Here is an 18743-nt window from a genome sequence, read left to right as displayed (position 1 = left end):
GATTGAAAACAAAGTTATCAAACAAAAGGACACCAGCATGTTTAAAAAAACACTTATTTACAGTGCCTTACTCAGTATAGGGGTTTTCACAAACCACCAGGCCTGGTCACAGCAAGAAGCCGAACCCATGGTGCATGATCATGGCTCAATGCAAGGCGGATCGGCTCCGGCTAATGCACGCGATCCACTCGAATACAGTGGTGATTTACGTTACAACGATGACGATCTCCAGCGCTTACATTTGATGGATCAGCATGTTTATAAAGCCTTCATGGTCGACCATCTTGAGCAGGTTTATACCGATGATACCGACTACACCGCCTATGAACTTAAGGCGTGGATTGGCAAGGATTTTAATAAGCTCCAATTCCAAAGTGAAGGTGAAATAGAAAATGGCGAATTTGAAGCTCATTCTGAACTCTATTGGGCACATGCAATTGGTGCCTATTGGGATAGCCTACTTGGGGTTCGCTTCGATAGCGGTGACCATGAACGCCAGTGGCTAGGGCTTGGAGTACAGGGCTTAGCCCCCTATATGATTGATACCCGTGCGAAAGCCTTTGTCGATGAAGACGGGCGCATCGCCGCCAACCTTGAATTCAAATACGAAATGATGTTTACGCAAGATCTTGAACTGGAACCTAAGCTAAAAGCCAAGTTATTCAGTAGCAAAGATACCGAATTTGGTGAAGGCGCAGGCTTAGCCGAACTTAAAGCCGGACTGCGTTTGAAATATCACATTAAACCTGAATTTGCACCCTATGTTGGGGTCGAGTGGAAAGGTCTATTTGGCGAAACCAAAGACTTGGCTAATCAAGTCGGTCACGCCACCAGTGAAACCCATTATATGGTGGGTTTGAGTTTTTGGTATTAACCTGCTGAGTGGCTCAGCCCTCAGTATTTATTTAGCTTTATTAGGAGCATTAACATGAACATTACACGTCGACATTTTTTAATCGGCTTAAGCATCGCGGCTATTCCAGGTTTGTCCATGGCACAAAATCACGGTGATCATGGTTCGGGTCACAATGGAGTCCATAATAGCGGACATGCGAATCATAGCAACCAAGATATGGGGCATGACGCCCATTCCAATCACACCCCAGGCATGAGCCATGGTACTAAAGTAGGGCGAGAAGGCCGCCCTCAGGATGTGAAACAAACTATTCAAATTAATATGCACGATCAGAATAAATTCATGCCAAATCGAGTTGAAGTAAAAGCCGGTGAAACCGTACGCTTTTTTGTGCGCAATATGGGCCAAAATAAACATGAATTTGTGATTGGTAGCCAACAAGAATTGCACAAGCATGCACAAATGATGAAGCAAGACCCCAATATGGCGCACAAGGATCCCAATATGATCAGTCTTAAACCACGTCAAAGAGGCGGGGTTGTATGGCACTTTGATAAACCCGGCACCTATTATTTTGGGTGCTTACAGCCTGGCCACCTTGATGAGGGTATGATCGGTACAATCGAAGTTAAATAGTTGCAATATCAGAAGCAGTAGGCGTAAAGTAATGAACACGCAACCTTTTGTCGCGTGTTCACCCATTTAAGGAGAAGTAACATGAAATGTAACGTTGGCGGCATCGACCGCATGCTTCGAATTGCCGTAGGCTTAATTTTAATTCTTTTAGCGGCCACCCAAACCATCGGTTTATGGGGTTATATTGGCGTGATTCCACTTTTAACAGGGGCGTTTCGTTTCTGCCCTGTTTACGCCCCATTTGGGCTTTCAAGCTGCCAAACTGGTAAACCTGGCAAACTGAAGTAAGCGAACAACCAGGCCTGGTGCTAGGTGTGGGATCACAGGCCTAGTACCAGGCCTGGTGACTTATTCGCTACGCGTCCAATGCCCGCTTTTTCCGCCTTTCTTTTCTAACAACTGCAATTGATCAATCACCATCCCTTTATCAACGGCTTTGCACATATCGTATAAGGTTAATGCGGCTACACTTGCAGCTGTTAAAGCTTCCATTTCCACTCCAGTTTGACCCACCAATTTGCACACCGCTAAAATTTCAACACTTGAATCGTCAAAGTTCGGCGCCAGTTCAACTTTAACCGAAGTGAGCATGAGTGGATGACACATCGGGATTAAATCCGGTGTACGTTTGGCCGCCATAATGCCAGCAATGCGAGCGGTCGCTAACACATCACCTTTTTTATGTTTGCCTTCAGCAATCATGGTTAAGGTTTCCGGAAGCATACGGATCACCGCCATTGCTCGTGCTTCGCGCTCCGTATGTTGCTTATCGCTGACATCAACCATGCGCGCTTGGCCTTTTTCGTCTAAATGCGTGAGTTCCGCCATGTTATTTTCCTTTTTTATTTTTTACCACTGAGACACGAAGTCACAACACTAGAATTCGTTAAATGAAATATATTCGACCCAGTCGCCTTTGTGGACCACGCTGTCTTCTGGAATCACCACCAGTCCTGCGGCCCAAACCGTTGAGGTCAATACACCCGACCCTTGCTGTGGGTAGATTTCTGCCCAAGTCTGGGCAGCCTGATTATGCAAACGCGCACGCACAAATTCACGTCGGAAACCCGGCTTTAACCAATCAAAACCAGCCTGTACCCAAACCGATTGCGGCTTAACTTGGGTTTGGCCTTGCAAGCGCATTAAAAAAGGCCGTGCGAATAAATTAAAGGTGGTGAAAGCGGAAACCGGGTTGCCCGGTAATCCTAGGAAAGGTTTGCCCGATACTTCACCAAACGCCAGGGGTTTGCCAGGTTTCATTTTGACCTGCCACATATCAAGCTTACCTAAACTTTCTACCGCTGGCTTAAGATGATCTTCTTCCCCCACCGACACACCGCCAGTGGTGATAATCACATCGCCGAGCTCCGCTGCTTTAGCTAAGGCGGCTTTGGTTGCGTCCAAACTGTCGGCTACCTGACCAAGGTCAATCCAATCAAAACCTAACTGCATCACCAGCGCCATTAAATTGGTGTGGTTGGAGTTGTAAATTTTGCCCGGCTCGGGTGCTGTACCCGGTTCTAATAGTTCGTCGCCCGTGCTAAAAGTCACCAGTTTAAGCGGTTTATAAACCGCTACTTGCGCTTGGCCAACCGAGGCAATCAGGGCTAAATCCTGCGGACGCAAGCGTTGGCCAGGTTCTAGAATACTTGCGTTTTGTGCAATATCTTCGCCGCATTGTCGAATGTTTTGGCCGACTTGAACCGACGCTTCAAACTGCACTCCCGTATCTGATACTTCTGCCTGCTCTTGCATTACCACCGCATTAGCGCCGGCTGGAATCGGGGCGCCGGTAAAAATACGCGCCACACTACCAGGGGCTAGGGGCTCAGGATGTGTGCCTGCCGGAATACGTTGACTAATCGGAAGCACCAGGCCTGGTTGTATGTCTTCGGCGCGTACCGCATAGCCATCCATCATCGAGTTATCATGGGGTGGCACATTGACCGGTGACACCACTGACTGCGCCAATACACAACCCAATGCTTGACTTAAAGGCCGACTTTCAATTTTGGGTTTGGTTTGGACTTGCGCCAGTAAATAGGCGATGGCTTCATCAACAGTTTTCATAAGCTTTCCCACAAAAAAATCCCCGCAAAACGGGGAAATGACAGATTCAATAAGTTTTAAAGCGGTTTAAGCCGCTTGGGTTTGTTGGCGGTTTAAGCCAACCAGCGTTGCATCGCTTGCTCGTCGCTTAGGCGGGCATCCACCCAACGTTCGCCTTCAGGCGTCCATTCTTTTTTCCAGAAGGGCGCGTTGGTTTTTAGATAATCCATAATATAGTGACTGGCTTCAAACGCATTTTCTCTATGTCGGCTCGCAACCGCGACCAGTACAATTTGATCTTTCGGCTGCATTTTGCCGATCCGGTGAATAATCAAACTGGATTCTAAATGCCAGCGTTTATGCGCTTCTTGACGAATATTTTCGAGTGCTTTTTCGGTCATGCCGGGATAGTGCTCCAGCTCTAACTGCTGCACGTCATCGCCTTCATTGATATCACGAACTGTGCCGACAAATGCGACCACCGCACCGACATCGGTATGGTTTTCACGCAACCAATTTACTTCGGTACTTAAGTCAAAGTCTTCAACTTGAACACGCACAAATGGGTTATGCATGCTCTAACCCCCAGTAACCGGTGGGAAAAACGCAACTTCGTCACCAGCTTTAATCGGCGTTTCGCGGTTGGCGATATCGTGATTAACCGCGATTTGTACCTGTGCGTTTTCTAACAAAATTTCGCGCCAGTGTTCACCACGTTCGGCCAGTTTATGAATAAGCTCACCCACATTGGCAAACTGCGCTGGAATTTGTTCTTGCGCTTGGCCAAACACTTCTCTAAAGCTCGCAAAATATAAGATATTAACCATATTCATTCCTTCCTTCCTTAACCACCTAACGACACCATTTGTCTAAATTCGATATTATGTACATTCTCATTGAAAAAATGACGCTCTGGTTTTAGCGCAATCGCATCAATAATAATTTGACGTAGTTCTTCATCACTGACACCAGAGCGCAACGGCGAACGTAAGTCGACTCCGTCCTCTTGTCCTAAACACAAGGCTAAGAATCCGCGTGCGGTTAAACGTACCCGATTACAGGTTTCACAAAAATGCTGCGAAACCGCCGAAATCACGCCAATTTTGGCATCAGTACCGGCTATTAAATAGTTTCGTGCTGGTCCATCGTGCGAGCGACCGCTGGATGGAATCAAATCAGTGCCAACATGCTCACGCACACGCTTCAAAATCTTTTCGGCCGCATAGTGTTGATCCATCATGCTGACACCAGCGGGGCCAATCGGCATGGTTTCGATAAAGCGCACTTCAACGCCTTTTTGAATACCAAAGTCCACCATCGCCTCAATTTCGTCATCATTAGTGCCTTTCATCACCACCATATTCAGCTTAACTGGCTTCATGCCATGCGCCAGCGCCGCATCAATGCCCGCCATAACTTTTTCTAAATTACCACCACGGGTAATGTGTTCAAACTTATTCGGGTTTAAGGAATCAATCGACACATTCACGCGATTAATACTTTTGGCTAACGCCTCTGCGTGCTTATCTAAATGATGCGCGTTACTTGATAATGCAATATCTTCAATTCCTGGTAGAGCCTTTAAATCAGCCGCAAAGCCGGCAAGTCCCTTACGTACCAGCGGTTCACCACCGGTTAAGCGTACCTTTTTGACGCCCAGCTCACTAAACGCTTTAATAATACGAGTAAGCTCATCAAACGATAAATATTCGGTATGGTTGCCTTCTGGGTGTACGCCTTGCTCCGGCATACAATAACCACACCGATAGTTACACTTGTCGGTGACGGATACCCGAAGGTATTCAATTTTGCGCTGGAATGGATCGATTAATTCTTTCATAATTTGGGCTTTTTTAACCGTTGGGTTCAGTTGGCTATAACGGTCACTGATTCTAATGCAAAAAAAAAGATTGCGCAAACGGTTTCTAACCGTTGGCTAGAAAACTAGCTTCTTTAATATGCAATTTCTATTTAACTTTTTGTCTATTACATACAAACATGTTTTGTATCAACAAATTACCAGGCCCGGTGGAACATATAACAAAGCCCTCTAGTAACGACTTGGTATTTTTAGCTATACTCAAATAAAGTATTTCTCGCCATTGGTGAATATTGGTTGGTTACTTCGGTATTTAGTATTTGGGGGTTAAATTATCCGTTACAACCAACTGCGGACTGAACTGACCATTTTGGGATTTTTGTCTTTAACTTAAACACGATTCAAGCATCCCATTTTGGAAAATTCTGTCAGTTTAATTAACTTTGGCGTCATTACTCGGTGCCTTTTTAGCAGTATCGCTTCAGGCCGCCCACCAGGCTGGGTTTGGATCAAATTTCTGTTTTAGGCAATACTTTACCCTCAATTTAATATTCTTATTAAAGGATTGAATCATGGCTAAAATTATTATTGTTGGCGCCAGTACCGGCGGCTTACCGATGGCATACGAGCTTAAAAACAAGCTCGGTAAACACCATGAAATACAGGTTATTAACACCCAGGCTGAGTTTACTTTTGTACCTTCTAACCCTTGGGTTGGGGTTGGCTGGCGAACACGCAAAGATATTTCGTTTCCATTGGCTCCAGCACTTAAAAAAAAGAAGATTGAATTTATCCATCAAGCCGTATCGGCATTACAGCCTGAAGCAAATACGCTTACGTTAACCAACGGTGATGAGCTGAAATATGATTATTTAATCTTGGCTACCGGCCCTCATTTGGCCTTTGAAGAAGTTGAAGGGCTAGGGCCACGTCATTTAGGCGGGTTTACCTCATCGGTTTGCACGACAGATCATGCTGAAGAGGCCTTCCAGAGTTGGCAGGACTTTTGCAAAGCTCCCGGCCCGATTGTTGTAGGCGCGGTACAAGGTGCATCTTGCTTTGGACCAGCTTATGAATACGCCATGATTATGGATAAGGACTTACGCAACCGTAAAATTCGAGATCAGGTTCCGATGACATTTGTCACGGCTGAACCCTATATTGGTCACTTAGGTCTTGGTGGTGTCGGTGACTCGAAAGGATTTATGGAATCGGAAATGCGTCAAAGACACATTAATTGGATTTGTAACGCTAAAGTGGTCAAAGTTGAAGCAAATACCATTCATGTCGATGAACATAATGATAATGGCCAAGTGATCAAACAACACCAGCTCCCGTTCAATTATTCTATGTTATTACCGGCTTTTAAAGGTACAAAAATGCTCCAAGGAGCCGATGAGAAATTGGTTAACCCAAGGGGTTTTGTAAAAGTTGATGAGTACAACCGTAACCCAAGTTACCCTAATATCTATGCCTTGGGTGTCGGTATTGCGATTCCCCCTGTCGAAGCAACCCCAGTACCTTGTGGTGCACCCAAAACCGGCTTGATGATCGAGACCATGGTAACCGCGATTGCCGATAATATTGACGCTGAACTCAAGCAAAAGCCTATTGAAGCCAAAGCCACCTGGAATACGATATGTTTAGCCGACTTTGGAGATACCGGCATTGCGATGGTGGCTCTGCCACAAATTCCACCTCGAAATGTAACTTGGGCTAGACAAGGCAAGTGGGTACATCTTGCGAAGGTCGCATTTGAAAAATACTTTATCCGCAATATGAAAAAAGGCAACCCAGAGCCACTCTATCAAAAATGGATATTAAAGCTCATTGGGGCGAAGCGCCTAAAATCTGATTAATAGCGCTCCTAACTTTTTAGATGCCGTTATTTGAGTTTTCGAATTACTGATCACTTCAACTAAGTTATAAGCAACAGGCATTTATTAGTTCGAGTGTCACTTTAAGCAAATGACCGGCTTGTTTTACACAGCCGGTTTTTTATTTGGTCTCTCGATTATTTTCTTCACGATTTCTGTAATTTTGAGCCAATTAAGGCTCAACCTCGGCACATACTATCCACACTTGAATAAACTAGTTAAAGCATAGATTGGCTACTTTAGATGCCCGTTATAAACTAATATAATGCTAGATTCTAATTTTTAACTAGATTAGTTGGCCTAAACATTCCTGCAAACCTATGGATAGCTAAATTATGGACAACACCCAAAATCAACTCAGTATTATCCAAACCAAAGGCACACTAGACTGGGCCTACCCACCAATGATATTGGCGAGTACGGCGCGTGTGATGGATAAAAATGTGCATTTATTTTTTACATTTTATGGTCTGCGTTGCTTATTGAAAGATACCAAAAGTTTAAAAGTATCACCCGTTGGTAACCCCGGCATGCCAATCCACCTGCCGTTTGGGCCAACAGTGATTAGACAACTAGATTTTCGTCAAGCTTTACCTGATTTGGTGTGGAGTTTGCCAGGCATGACGAGTTTTGCTACTTGGGCGTTTAAAAAACAACTTAAGCAGCAAGGCCAAGTGTCTTTTGAAGAGTTACGTGATTTGTGTTTAGAAATGGGGGTCAAAATGACCGCTTGTGAGATGAGTATTGAATTAATGGGTTGGCGTCATAGTGACTTTATTGAGGGGATTGATTTCGCTGGGGCTGCGACCTATTTTGCCAGCAGCCCAGAGCAACAAAGCTTATTTATTTAGACTTATTCGTTATTCTACCGTCACTGATTTAGCCAGGTTACGCGGCTGATCCACATCGGTACCCTTGATTAAGGCGACATGATAAGCCAACAACTGCAACGCTATGTTAAATGTGATTGGTGCGGTGATACGCCCGACGTTGGTGGTGGTTTTGACCACGGTGAAGGTGCCATCCGAACTGGTATCGGATTTTTCATCTTCAAATACAATCATCTGGCCACCACGCGCATTCACTTCTTGTAAGTTCGACTTGAGCTTTTCCAACAAATCATCGTGTGGTGCAATCGCAATTACTGGAATGGATTCGTCAATTAACGCCAGCGGGCCATGCTTTAATTCCCCTGCTGGGTAAGCTTCGGCGTGAATATAGCTAATTTCTTTAAGTTTTAACGCGCCTTCTAAAGCAATCGGATACATGGTACCTCGGCCTAAGAATAAGGCGTTTTGCTTATCCGCAAAGCCATTCGCAATTTGCATAATAATATCTTCATGACTAAGTGCGGTTTGCACCAGGCCTGGTAGCTTTTGCAAACCGTGCACAATCACGGTTTCACGCTCTTCATCCATAGAGCCTTTTACTTTGCCCACCGAGGTTAAGAGCAAGGCCAATGAAACCAGCTGAGTCGTGAAAGCTTTGGTGCTCGCAACCCCAATTTCTGGGCCCGCATGAGTTAGAAAAACTAAATCGGATTCACGTGTCATTGACGATTCGGGAGCATTACAAATGGTTAATGTGGGAATCGATAAACTGTGTTTTTTGGCGTAGGCTTTGACTTGCTGCAACGCGGCCAAGGTATCCGCCGTTTCACCTGACTGGGAGATGGTGACAAATAATGTTTTGTCTTGAATTACTGGGTTGCGATAACGGTACTCGCTCGCCACTTCAACTTGGCAGGCTAGTTGAATAATGTCTTCAAACCAATATTTCGCCACTAAGCCGGCATGGTAACTGGTACCACAAGCAATAATTTGAACCTGTTGAATATCTTTAAATAAAGCTTCTGCTTTATTACCAAACGCATTCACCAACACGTGATCCTGCGTGATGCGGCCTTCTAATGTATCAATAATAGACTGGGGTTGCTCAAAAATTTCTTTGTGCATGTAATGGCGGTGTTCACCAAGCTCCACCGCCGCCGAACTCAAGTTAGATACACGTATTTCGCGCTCTACTGGTTCGCCTGATTGATTATAAATCTGCAATGACTCACGCGTAATGTCGGCAACATCGCCTTCTTCCAAAAAGATCACATTTTGGGTGACGGGTAACAATGCCGACACATCAGACGCAATAAAATATTCACCAATCCCCACACCAATCACCAATGGGCTGCCTTTGCGCGCCGCAATTAAGCGATTTGGTTCGGTGATCGACATCACACCTAAGGCATAGGCGCCTTCAAACTTTTGAATCGCGGTTTGAACGGCTTTTAATAAATTCGGTTGGTGCTTTAGCTGTTCAGCCACGCAGTGAGCAACCACTTCGGTGTCGGTTTCCGATGTAAAACGATAGCCAAGCTCTAATTGTTTCTGCTTAAGTTTTTGGTAGTTTTCAATAATGCCATTGTGCACTACCGCCACTTGATTATTACAAACATGTGGATGCGCATTGTTTTCAGAAGGTACGCCATGTGTCGCCCAACGAGTGTGGGCAATACCAATATGTCCAGCAAGTTTATGCTCAGCTTCATTAATTCGAGCTTCTAAGGATTTAATTTTCCCCAAAGCACGTTGGCGACGAATTTGACCCTGGTCATCTAATACCGCTACACCCGATGAGTCATAGCCTCGGTACTCTAAGCGCTTTAAGCCTTCTACCAAAATAGGGACGACATTACGTTCAGCTACGCCACCAACAATTCCGCACATATTTTTTCCTTAACAGCCAGAACAGCGCCAAACAACTCATTTGGAAACTGTATTTTGATGATCAAATTATTATGGCATTTTAACATGATCTAAGTGCTTTACACTTAAAGCTGACTGAATTAATCAAGGGCTTAATCGAGTTGCTCGGGGTTCCTTTGGCGATAATAAACCGCGTGTTTTGGCCAGCCTTTTTGAGTATAGCCTGAATACCTATAGGTAACTTGGCTGCCAATTTTAGGCGGGTTAGCGCGTAAATTATCCGTCAGCCCACTGCCTAGTTTTAAGTGTTGGTTTTGTTCATTTACACAAATTAATGCGCCGACCTGGCCTGTATATTTTCCCTGACCTTCGGTATAACCGGCTACCTCACACTCTGCATCGTATTTTGGTTTTACCTTAAGTGCATGTTGACTGCGCCCAACCTGGTAACCCACATTAGGATCTCGAACCACTAAACCTTCAGCGCCATTATTAACTAACTTTTCTAAATGTGTTTTAAGTTCCTCAGCAGAATTAACTTTGCGCTGTGGAATAATGTGTAAATGTGGCAGATCGTGCTGGGTTAAATAGGTTTTTAATTCATCCAGCCGCGCGATTAATCCACCACTGGCATCAGGCACATCAAAAATATGGTAGCCGACTTGTTTCCAACCATCATGCGGGGTTTGAGTCATCACAATTGAGAGCGTATCTTCACACTTCTCTCGGCCTATCCAAAGCTCACCATCTAACGCAAAAGGCGGAAAATCCTTAATAAACCAAGCTGGAGCCGCTAACTGATTACCTCCACGACTGATTAAGTTTTGACCATCCCAATAGGCTCTTACGCCATCCAGCTTTTCGCTCACCAACCACCCATCAATCCGCTGATTATCATAGCGCTCTAAAGCCATGAGATCAGGCTTATCAGCCCAGCTAACACTGAGTATTAAACTTAATGACACGATCCAAAAATAGCGCATAAAACCTCTTAATTTTTCAATCAAATTTAGGTACAAAAAAACCCGCCAAAGCGGGTTTAAGAACAGAAACGTTTGAGTTTAACCCCAAACTTCATTAGTGATGCTGCGATACCATCCGCGCGTGTATTCCGCTTCTTGTTTGCGGAACTCTGGTGAGGCACCCATTGGAGATACACCACCCGCACCCTGAACAGCAGCGATTTTGCCATCTTTAAAATCATAAACAGCTGCAACTGAAATTGCGTAATCTGGCGTAACCAGCGAATAACAGGTATTCACATTTTTAGCTGATATGGCTTCTTGACCGGCCAACTCCAATACAATATTTGCTGCTGTGGTTTTTGCCTGACTGGTAGCCGAATGGCCAGACTTAGGCATAGGGCTCGCAATTGAAGCATCACCAATCACGTGAATATTTTTATGAATACTCGATTCAAATGTTTGCTGATTAACCGGGCAGAACCCGCTTTCATTCGTCAGACCTACGCTAAAGGCGAGTTTTCCAGCTTTTTGTGGCGGAATGTAGTTAATCACGTCCGCTTTGACTTGACCGTAGCCCGCATCAATGGTTTTATTAGCGACATCAAAGCCTTTAACTTCACCACCATCCTGCATGGCTACCCATTCAATCATTTGACCGTAATTGTTACGCCACCCTTCTTGAAATAAGCCTTGTTTTGAGAAGGCATTTTTTTGATCCAAAATCAAAATTTTGGACTTAGGTTTATTGTTTTTCAAATAATGCGCAATCATGCCCGCACGTTCATATGGCCCAGGAGGACAACGGAAAGGGTTAGGTGGTGCCACCATAACAAACGTACCGCCATCTTTCATCGCGCGTAACTGGTCACGCAATAAAATTGTCTGGTCCCCCGCCTTATAGGCATGTGGTAAATGATTTTCAGTGTCCTGATCAACGCCTTCATGTACATCCAACTTAAAATCAATACCTGGAGACATAACCAACTTGTCATAGTTCAAAACCTCACCACCAGATAAAGTGACAGTTTGTTTCTCAGGATCAACCGAGGTAACCATTTCATGGACCACATTAATGCCATTCTTTTTAGCGGCATCATAGTTATGCGTAATCTGTGTCATCTCTGCAATGCCACCAATGACCCAGTTTGAACCTGGGCAGGTTACATAAGTTTTTTTCGGCTCAATTAACGTGACATTTAAATCAGCATTGTAACGTTTTAAATATTTCGCAGCCGCTGAACCGCCAAAACCACCGCCTATAACGATTACCGATGGTGCGCCTTTGCGGCCACTCTGTGAGCAACCAGTGAGCGTTAAAGCCGCTGTGGGTGCGGCAACACCTGCTGCGGCTAATTGAATTAATTGGCGACGTGAAAGTGATTGAATAATGTTTTTCATAATACCTCTCCTATGATCCTTGTTTACCGATGTACTGCGCTAATAACTCGATTTCTTCATCGGTATAGCCTTTAGCATGGCGATTCATTACAGTGCCGGTTCGCGTGCCATCACGATAGGCTTTCATTTGTGACACGATCATAGAAGCAGGGTAGTTAGCAAGTGTTGGAATCTTAGCGTCCGAAACTTGGCCATCGTATCCATGACATGAGAAACAACTGTTCGCTAATAACTCTCCACGATCTACAGCATGAGCAAACGGAACAGAAAAGGTCAGTAATATACCGACAGCAGGGATAATCAATTTCTTCATGAATTTAACCTCATTTAATTTGTTTGAACGAGCCAATCCAATATAGAAGAGTTACTTAGCACCTACAAATAAAACTTTACGATTAAATATAATGTTAATTTATATTATAAAATTATAATATAAAAACTAGGTTGGCCTAAGTTGTTGTTTTTTAATAATATAAAAACAAAAAAGCCCCATTTAAATTGGGGCTTTTTGTTTGTCTGAGAAAATGAAGAAATTATGAATATTGAGCCAGATCAAGAAGTCTGCTTAATCTTAACCTATAAACGCATCGGCATAATCACATGCTGACAAGACATGGTTTCAAGTTCAGCCGCAACTAAACAACTACTACTACTATCTTTTAAACTCAAAGTGATGCAATCATCTTTAACCGAGTTAATTACATCCAGTAAATAACTCACATTAAAACCAATTTCAATTTTCTCACCTTGATAGTCAATCGCCATATCTTCGTGCGATTCATCTTGCTCGCTGTTTTGTGCATGTACAGTAAGAAGGTTTTGATCCAAAACCATGCGTACCCCTTTAAAACGCTCGTTTGACAAGATGGCTGAACGTTGCAAAATGGCTTTTAACAATTCACGATCGGTCTGTACAAAAACGTCGTTATTCTGTGGAATAACTCGACGATAATCAGGGTAGCGGCCATCAATTAATTTACATGTAAACACCGTGTCTAAAAACTGAACGGTTAGGTAGTTTTTTGCTAAGGAGATCTGAATCTCCTCATCTTGATCCACCAACAATTTAGTCAACTCCATAATTGCCTTGCGCGGCACAATCGCTTGGGTAGGAGTTAATTCACCAAACTCGGCCTCTAATGCACAGGTTGATAACCGATGACCATCTGTCGCAACCAAACGCAAGGCACTTGAACTAATGTCGAATAACATACCATTTAAATAAAATCGGACATCCTGGCTCGCCATAGAAAAACTGCAATGTTGAATCAGTTGTTTGAATTGACCCTGCATTAAACGAAAGCTTAGCTGGGCTTGAGTCAAGTCAATATGTGGGTAATCTGAACCAGGCAAAGTGGAAAGCTTAAAAGAAGAACGACCCGCTTTAACAGTACAGCGAACCTCATCAAAATCGAGCGTCACTAATACGCCATCAGGTAAAGAGCGCACAATCGTTAATAACTTCTGAGCTGGCAAAGTAATATCAAAAACGTCACCTTCAACCTGATCAAGTTCGGTCTGTGAGCGAGTTTCAATTTCTAAATCCGATCCTGTCACAATCAAAAATGACTGTGATACTTGAAATAAAAAATTCCCTAAAATGGGCATAGTTTGACGCTTCTCTACCACACCAGCCACAGTTTGTAGGGCTTTTAGGAGGTTTTCACGTTTCAAGGTCAATTTCATCTTAACAGCCTCAAGAAGTTATAATTCGAATTAGTTTATTAAAGTCTTCGTCCATTCTATGATCGGTTTCGCGCAACTCTTTAACTTTACGCACCGCATGCAAAACGGTTGTGTGATCTCGACCACCAAAGGCATCCCCAATTTCTGGCAAACTGTGGTGCGTTAACTCTTTAGCCAACGCCATCGCTACTTGGCGTGGTCTAGCGACATTTCGAGTGCGTCGTTTAGAAAGCATATCGGCAACACGCAACTTAAAATAGTCGGCCACGGTTTTTTGAATATTTTCGAGCGTTACCATCTTTTGCTGTAAAGCCAACAGGTCTTTAAGCGCTTCTTTAACCATTTCAACACTTAAGCTTCGCTGAGTGAACTGGGCAAACGCGACAACACGTTTAAGTGCACCTTCGAGCTCTCTTACATTACCACGTAGACGTTTGGCAATAAAAAAGGCCACATCTTCAGGTAATGCAAAACCGGCTTCACTCGCTTTTTTCATTAAAATCGCAACCCGCATTTCAAATTCTGGTGGTTCAACAGCTATGGTTAAACCCCAACCAAAGCGGGACTTGAGACGGTCTTCTAAACCATCCACTTCCTTTGGAAAACGATCAGAAGTGAGGATAACCTGCTTATTACCTTCTAGCAAGGTATTAAACGTATGGAAAAACTCTTCTTGAGACTGCTCTTTGTTGGCAAAGAACTGAATATCATCAATCAATAAAGCATCTAGCGAACGATAAAACCGCTTAAAGTCTTCAATTTTATTATGGCGCAATGCGTTAACCATATCCGCAACGAAACTTTCAGAATGTAGATAGGCGACACGCGCTTGCGGATTTTTTTCTATTAAGGCGTTACCGATCGCGTGCATTAAGTGGGTTTTACCCAAGCCTACCCCACCATAAATAAAGAAAGGGTTATAACTGCCACCGGGGTTATCGGCCACTTGGCGTGCGGCAGCGGCGGCAAGCTGGTTGGCTTTACCTTCGACAAAATTGTCAAAAGTATAGTTCGGATTAAGCTTGTGCTTGATAGTTTTTTTATTTGTGTCTGTTTTAGACGGGGTGTCTGATTGAACCGGCTGTTGTAGTGGCTTTGGAACACTAGATTCGAGTTCTGGCGCTTGCGTATCGTACTCCCCTATTTCTAAACGAACCTGGGGAGGGTTATGGGGTACAACTTTATGGACAGCTTCACGAATGTTACTCATTAACTTACGGTTAACCCAGTCCAAAATAAAGGGCGTGGGAGCCAGTAAACGTATGACAGACTCTTCTTCAATCACTTTTAAAGGGCGTATCCAGCTATGAAACTGTTGTTCATTTAGATCATTCTCTAAGAACTTTAGACTTTGCGACCACAAATGACTCAAAACACGCACTCCTCAAATTAAGCTTGATTCATTAACCCAAAACTCTGATAAGTTAAGGGAAAATCTTATTTTCCAATGATTATACCTGTGAATAACTTTTAAAAACAGTGTCATCCTGTGGATAAGTCTGGCCTAAACTCTGTGGATAACCTGGTTTAAAATTGATTAACTGCTTGTTTGTAGAGTATTTTTATTTTCAATAATTTATTTTCTGTAACTTGATCAGCACAACTGGTTTGTTAAGAAAAAAACAACATTTTGATGCCTAAGCCAATTAACAATAAACCAAATATCCGCTTTAACGCTTTAATGGGTAATCGGTGAGCAAGTTTGGCTCCCAAAAAAGCCGTAAATACACTCATACTAACGATTGCAATAAACGCTGGCCAATACACAAAACCAGTTGTATAGGCGGGTAGATTATCAACTTGTAAACCCGCTAACATATAACCAAACGTACCAGCCAATGCAATGGGTAAGCCTATCGCGGCGGAAGTGGCGATGGCTCTTTGAATAACCACATTGTTCCATTGCAAATAAGGAGTTGAAATTGACCCGCCACCGATGCCCAACAAAGCGGATAAGCTTCCAATACCAAAGCCGACACCATTCAATCCTAAAAATCCTGGTAAACAGCGATCAGCATGAGGTTGTTTGCCCCAAATCATATATAGACCGGCCATTATTTCCATCACTCCAAATAACTTAGATAACCAGTACATTGAGAAAAATTGTGAACTCCAAGCCCCAACAAAACCTCCAACTAAAATACCTAGTAACATCGCACGTAAAACATCCCACTGAACCGCACGCTCATAATGATGGCTGATAACTGAAGACAGGCCAGTCACTAGAATCGTCGCCAATGAAGTTGCAATCGCCATATGCACGATATATTCAGTCTGCAAAAATATTAAAAATACCGAGCTTAAGACCGGTACCAGAATTAAGCCCCCACCTATGCCTAATAAACCCGCCATTAACCCGGTAACCATTCCGCTTACGGCGTAAATTAAAACTTCAATAATCATAATCAAACTTTCGTCTTTGAAATAAAAAAGCCACGTTTTACCGTGGCTTTTGATAGTCGCGAATTAACGCTTTTTAGGTTCGCTTGTCTCGTTGACTTCACCCGCTTCAATTTTGCGCGTAATGTACCACTGCTGAGAAACCGACAGAATGTTGTTCATTAACCAGTAAAGTACTAAGCCGGCTGGGAACCACATAAAGAAGAAGGTAAAGATAAAGGGTAAAAGCTTCATTACCTTTTGTTGCATTTCATCCATCATCGCAGTTGGGTTCAACTTTTGCTGAATCCACATGGTTAAACCCATTAACACTGGCAAGATAAAATAAGGGTCTTTGGCTGATAGGTCCGTAATCCATAAGATCCACTCAGCTTGACGCATCTCTACCGAATAAATCAGCACCCAATACAAAGCGATAAATACTGGCATTTGCACCAAAATTGGCAAGCAACCACCCAGCGGATTAATCTTCTCTTCTTTGTAGAGTTTCATCATTTTCTGCTGGAATAAGGCTTTATCGTCACCGTAGTTTTCTTTCAGCTGCTTTAACTTAGGCTGAAATTTACGCAAACGCGCCATGGATCGATAACTGGTTTCCGATAATTTGTAAAAAGCCAACTTAATCAAAATAGTCAATGCAATAATCGACCAACCCCAGTTGCCAATTAAATTGTTAATATGGTTTAGTAACCAAAATAACGGCTCCGCCAAAATTGTGAACATACCATAATCAATGGTTTTCTCCAGGCCTGGTGCTATCTTTTTGAGTACATTCTGTTCTGTTGGACCAATATAAATTTGACTGCGCAAAACATCCGACTGGCCTGACTGAATAGTGATGCTCGGCTCAACCACACCAATTGCATAACGTCCTTGATCTAGCGTTTTAGCAAAGTACGTGTTGGTGGCCTCTTGATTTGGCACGGCCGCCGTTAAAAAATAATGCTGGATCATCGCGGCCCAACCGCCCTGAATTTGGCGATTTTCTAACGGCTGATCATTAATGTCATCGAACGAAATCTTATTATATTTATTGTCGTCACTATGATCGTCGTAATAAACAGGTCCCGTATAGGTATACATCATGCGTGATGAATAAGGATCATAAGCCGTACGCACAAATTGTGAATACAAACTGCCAGACCAGGCCTGGTCTGTGGTATTACGCACTTCATATTCAACATCAATCAAATACGAACCCTTAGTAAACACATAGGTTTTGGTGACTTCAATACCATCTTCACGCCACACCATAGGCACACGTAATTGCTCATCCGTTAAGCGGTAATCACGCTGTTCGGTTTGGTAAACAGCACGGTGAGTCGGCGCCGGTAAATTCGCACTGCGTGGGACAGCAATGCCGTTTTGAGCAAAATAAATTAGCGGGCCTTGATCGCCCATTAAATGGAAGGGGGTATCATGATCGTTTGGCATGCCATGTTGCAACATTTTGGCATCACGAATATCGCCACCCAAGGTATCAATTTCCAAGGCTAACGTATCGGTTGTCACACGAACACGCTGACCCTGTTCAACTTTGGTTGTGGCCTGTGGTACCGATTGATCCGTTTGCTCAGCATTCGAATTTTCGACTGAAGGCATATTGGCGGATGGCACGTCCGATGGACGTTCAGCGTGAATCTCCGCCGCAGTTGAATTTACTGGTTCAGGGGCGCTAAATTTCATCCACTCAAACCAAATCCACATGGCGGTGAAGGCGAGTGCGATCCACCAAAATGCTCTCATATTCATGCTTATTCCTTAACTCTGTTTATTTTTTTAGATTACTTGTCTGAATCTTTTGAATTAAATGCTGAAAACTGCTGGTCAGCGTTAGATTATCAATATCTTGCATACCCTTGCGCCCCAGCACCACAATATCATACCCGCATAGCTTAAGCTTATGTTGACGAAATGCTTCACGCGCGATTCTTTTGATCCGATTTCGCCATACTGCACGCGCCAGTTGTTTCTTAGACACGGCTAGGCCTAAACGTGGAATAGATAAATTGTTTGGACGGACAATTAGCGTCCAATGACGATTGGCAAATTTTTGCGCATCGGCAAAAACAAATTGAAATTCGTTTGGGGAAAGTAGGCGGAGGGATTTAGGAAAATCTTGGTGGCGCAACAAGTCGACTTGTTGCTCACCAGATAAGGCATCCATGCTTACGCAAGGGGCGCTCATTTAACTCTATACAGTTAAACGTGCGCGACCTTTTGCACGACGCGCCGCAAGAATTTTACGGCCATTTTTAGTTGCCATGCGAGCACGGAAACCATGATTGCGCTTGCGCTTGATTACGCTTGGTTGAAATGTACGTTTCATGTCAGTTACCTATTACAAAATTTCGATCG

The 18743-nt window shown here is 43.6% G+C and carries 20 protein-coding genes; 5 read left to right on the top strand and 15 right to left on the bottom strand.

Annotation, left to right across the window (positions count from 1 at the left end):
- The first annotated feature begins 37 nt into the window (after window positions 1-37).
- From N746_RS0100995 to N746_RS0100985, 3 genes are all read left to right on the top strand, one after another.
- Window positions 38-874: a copper resistance protein B gene (locus tag N746_RS0100995; RefSeq protein WP_051678431.1), complete on the top strand. Its 837-nt coding sequence runs from the start codon at window positions 38-40 to the stop codon at window positions 872-874.
- Between the two features lie 54 nt (window positions 875-928).
- Window positions 929-1492, top strand: coding sequence for a cupredoxin domain-containing protein (locus N746_RS0100990; protein ID WP_029933499.1), 564 nt, complete (start codon window positions 929-931; stop codon window positions 1490-1492).
- A gap of 81 nt (window positions 1493-1573) precedes the next feature.
- Window positions 1574-1780, top strand: a complete 207-nt coding sequence (locus N746_RS0100985; protein WP_029933498.1) for a YgaP family membrane protein — start codon at window positions 1574-1576, stop codon at window positions 1778-1780.
- A gap of 60 nt (window positions 1781-1840) precedes the next feature.
- On the opposite strand, the gene moaC is transcribed toward N746_RS0100985, so the two are convergent.
- From moaC to moaA, 5 genes are all read right to left on the bottom strand, one after another.
- Window positions 1841-2320, bottom strand: coding sequence for a cyclic pyranopterin monophosphate synthase MoaC (gene moaC / locus N746_RS0100980; protein WP_029933497.1), 480 nt, complete (start codon window positions 2318-2320; stop codon window positions 1841-1843).
- A gap of 48 nt (window positions 2321-2368) precedes the next feature.
- Entirely contained in the window at window positions 2369-3562 is a 1194-nt protein-coding gene (locus N746_RS0100975; RefSeq protein WP_029933496.1) for a molybdopterin molybdotransferase MoeA, read from the bottom strand.
- Between the two features lie 92 nt (window positions 3563-3654).
- A complete protein-coding gene (gene moaE, locus N746_RS0100970) occupies window positions 3655-4116 on the bottom strand; it encodes a molybdopterin synthase catalytic subunit MoaE (RefSeq protein ID WP_029933495.1) in 462 nt (153 codons plus the stop codon).
- A gap of 3 nt (window positions 4117-4119) precedes the next feature.
- Window positions 4120-4374: a molybdopterin converting factor subunit 1 gene (moaD, locus tag N746_RS0100965; RefSeq protein WP_245603311.1), complete on the bottom strand. Its 255-nt coding sequence runs from the start codon at window positions 4372-4374 to the stop codon at window positions 4120-4122.
- 11 nt (window positions 4375-4385) lie between these two features.
- Window positions 4386-5381, bottom strand: coding sequence for a GTP 3',8-cyclase MoaA (gene moaA, locus N746_RS0100960; RefSeq protein WP_029933493.1), 996 nt, complete (start codon window positions 5379-5381; stop codon window positions 4386-4388).
- Between the two features lie 551 nt (window positions 5382-5932).
- On the opposite strand from moaA, the gene N746_RS0100955 reads away from it, so the two are divergent.
- Together N746_RS0100955 and N746_RS0100950 are read left to right on the top strand one after the other, a co-directional pair.
- A complete protein-coding gene (locus N746_RS0100955; RefSeq protein ID WP_029933492.1) occupies window positions 5933-7219 on the top strand; it encodes an NAD(P)/FAD-dependent oxidoreductase in 1287 nt (428 codons plus the stop codon).
- A 353-nt stretch (window positions 7220-7572) separates the two neighbouring features.
- Window positions 7573-8088 (top strand): DsrE/DsrF/DrsH-like family protein, encoded by a 516-nt coding sequence (locus tag N746_RS0100950; RefSeq protein WP_029933491.1) that lies wholly within the window; start codon window positions 7573-7575, stop codon window positions 8086-8088.
- Between the two features lie 9 nt (window positions 8089-8097).
- Here the strand turns inward: N746_RS0100950 and glmS are convergent, their stop codons facing one another.
- The 10 genes from glmS to rpmH all read right to left on the bottom strand — a co-directional run bounded on the left by glmS (window position 8098) and on the right by rpmH (window position 18714).
- Window positions 8098-9957 carry a glutamine--fructose-6-phosphate transaminase (isomerizing) gene (gene glmS / locus N746_RS0100945; protein WP_029933490.1) on the bottom strand — a complete coding sequence of 620 codons (1860 nt, stop codon included), beginning with the start codon at window positions 9955-9957 and terminating at the stop codon, window positions 8098-8100.
- Between the two features lie 131 nt (window positions 9958-10088).
- A complete protein-coding gene (locus N746_RS0100940) occupies window positions 10089-10919 on the bottom strand; it encodes a DNA ligase (RefSeq protein ID WP_029933489.1) in 831 nt (276 codons plus the stop codon).
- Window positions 10920-10997: 78 nt separating this feature from the next.
- Window positions 10998-12299 carry an NAD(P)/FAD-dependent oxidoreductase gene (locus N746_RS0100935; protein WP_029933488.1) on the bottom strand — a complete coding sequence of 434 codons (1302 nt, stop codon included), beginning with the start codon at window positions 12297-12299 and terminating at the stop codon, window positions 10998-11000.
- A gap of 10 nt (window positions 12300-12309) precedes the next feature.
- On the bottom strand, window positions 12310-12603 hold the full coding sequence (locus tag N746_RS0100930; RefSeq protein WP_425426611.1) for a c-type cytochrome: 294 nt from the start codon (window positions 12601-12603) through the stop codon (window positions 12310-12312).
- Window positions 12604-12875: 272 nt separating this feature from the next.
- Window positions 12876-13985, bottom strand: a complete 1110-nt coding sequence (dnaN, locus tag N746_RS0100925) for a DNA polymerase III subunit beta (protein ID WP_029933486.1) — start codon at window positions 13983-13985, stop codon at window positions 12876-12878.
- Window positions 13986-13995: 10 nt separating this feature from the next.
- The gene (gene dnaA / locus N746_RS0100920) at window positions 13996-15357 is read right to left on the bottom strand and encodes a chromosomal replication initiator protein DnaA (protein ID WP_029933485.1); all 1362 of its coding nucleotides are present in this window, start codon (window positions 15355-15357) and stop codon (window positions 13996-13998) included.
- Window positions 15358-15596: 239 nt separating this feature from the next.
- Entirely contained in the window at window positions 15597-16388 is a 792-nt protein-coding gene (locus N746_RS0100915; RefSeq protein WP_029933484.1) for a sulfite exporter TauE/SafE family protein, read from the bottom strand.
- 63 nt (window positions 16389-16451) lie between these two features.
- Complete coding sequence (gene yidC / locus N746_RS0100910; protein WP_029933483.1) at window positions 16452-18137, bottom strand: membrane protein insertase YidC; 1686 nt, start codon at window positions 18135-18137, stop codon at window positions 16452-16454.
- Window positions 18138-18156: 19 nt separating this feature from the next.
- The gene (gene rnpA / locus N746_RS0100905) at window positions 18157-18573 is read right to left on the bottom strand and encodes a ribonuclease P protein component (protein ID WP_051678430.1); all 417 of its coding nucleotides are present in this window, start codon (window positions 18571-18573) and stop codon (window positions 18157-18159) included.
- Between the two features lie 6 nt (window positions 18574-18579).
- Entirely contained in the window at window positions 18580-18714 is a 135-nt protein-coding gene (rpmH, locus tag N746_RS0100900; RefSeq protein WP_029933481.1) for a 50S ribosomal protein L34, read from the bottom strand.
- Window positions 18715-18743 lie beyond the last annotated feature (29 nt).

The sequence above is a fragment of the Thiomicrospira pelophila DSM 1534 genome (genome assembly GCF_000711195.1).
Lineage (GTDB): Bacteria > Pseudomonadota > Gammaproteobacteria > Thiomicrospirales > Thiomicrospiraceae > Thiomicrospira > Thiomicrospira pelophila.
Note: the sequence above shows the minus strand (reverse complement) of the source record. Positions and strands in the feature narration are given on the sequence as shown.